Here is a 1,529-nt window from a genome sequence, read left to right as displayed (position 1 = left end):
CGCTGATAATGGGAATACAGGATCGGAACCACGTGGAATGACCCACTTCTTGACTGGCCATGATCTCCTCATGTGCCTTCAGCGTGATCTGTCTTCCATGTTAGTTCCGACCCTGTACCGCAATCCGGTGAATCCGCCCATGACCTTATAGGAGCGTGACGTCTCCACCGTGACCACCCCGGCAGGTGTCTAGTGTAGTCGTCTCATCAGCGTCTTGTCTGCCCGGAAACCCCGGATCGCGGGTCACCCGCACGTTTACTCACAGACAGGACCTGATCCCCAATGTCTACCACTTTCGACTGCCCCACCGGCCCCGTTGCCGGAATCGACACCCACACCGATACCCACACTGTTGCCGTCATTTCGGACACCGGCCGGCACATCGCCACCGACACCTTCCCCGCCACCAACCCTGGCTACGTGGCGATTTCAGAGTTTATGGCAACCTACGGTGTCACCACCGTCGGTGTGGAAGGAACCAGCTCCTATGGAGCAGGCCTGACACGCCACCTTCGCACCCAGAAATACTCAGTCGTAGAAGTCTTACGCCCTACCCGGGCCGTTCGACGCCGGGACGGCAAATCAGACCCCGTTGATGCTGTCGCTGCCGCCCGCCAGGTGCTCACCGGGGAAGCCTTAAGCATCCCGAAAGACACTTCCGGGCCAGTGGAATCCCTCCGTGGGTTGCAGATCACCCGCCGTCAGCTCGTGATGACAGCAGCGAAACTGATGACAACGATCAAATCGTTGCTGGTCACAGCACCCGATGAGATTCGACGCCGCTATAGCGCGATGCCCACATTGGTCATGGTGGAGGCCTTATCCCGGTGCCGACCATCAGCTGACCTGGCCGACCCTAGAAATGGGGTGCTCCTCGCGTTGAAGACATTAGCCACCACCTATCGTGATTTACAGAAACAGGGCACGCAGCTGGAAAAACACATCAGTATCCTGGTTGAGATGATCAATCCGCATGTGACCTCGATATTTGGGTGTGGTTCCGTGGTGGCTGCTGATCTGATTGTCAGTGTGGGGGATAATCCAGGCCGGATTCACTCCGAGGCAGCATTAGCTCATCTGTGCGGGGTCGCACCGATTCCGGCTAGTTCTGGACGGACTCATCGGCACCGTCTCAACCGGGGTGGTGATCGTCGGGCGAATTCTGCGTTGCATCGGATCGCGTTGGTGCGGATGCATCATGACCAACGCACCAGGGACTACGTAGCCAAACGCACCAAGGAAGGATTGTCGAAAAAGGAGATCTTACGGTGTCTGAAACGCGCCATTGTCAGGGAGGTCTACCGGGTGTTGTGCTTGGGTCAGGCCGTTCTTCCAACGGGCCAGGTAGAGGTTGATGAACTCAAAGCTCGACGGATCGAGAGGCAGTTATCGCAAGCCCAGGTTGCTGAAAAACTCGGGTGTGCCCCGGCGAGAATCAGTGATATCGAAACCGGCAAGCGCCCTTTGCCGGAGTTGAGGTTGGCTTATGAAGAACTTCTCAAATCAGCTTGACACAACATAGGAGCATC

General features: G+C 57.0%; 1 protein-coding gene. It reads left to right on the top strand.

From position 1 onward, the window contains the following. Window positions 1–282 precede the first annotated feature (282 nt). Window positions 283–1,512 (top strand): IS110 family RNA-guided transposase, encoded by a 1,230-nt coding sequence (locus tag HMPREF3098_RS10680; protein WP_070435127.1) that lies wholly within the window; start codon window positions 283–285, stop codon window positions 1,510–1,512. Window positions 1,513–1,529: the final 17 nt, after the last annotated feature.

The organism is Corynebacterium sp. HMSC28B08 (assembly GCF_001806865.1).
In the GTDB taxonomy this organism is placed as follows: Bacteria; Actinomycetota; Actinomycetes; order Mycobacteriales; family Mycobacteriaceae; genus Corynebacterium; species Corynebacterium auriscanis.
The sequence above is the reverse complement of the archived record's forward strand: the minus strand, read 5'-3'. Positions and strand labels throughout refer to the sequence as shown.

Bases quoted from the DNA above. Each gene is read 5' to 3' on its own strand.
- HMPREF3098_RS10680 (WP_070435127.1), top strand. From the start codon at position 283: ATGTCTACCACTTTCGACTGCCCCACCGGCCCCGTTGCCGGAATCGAC.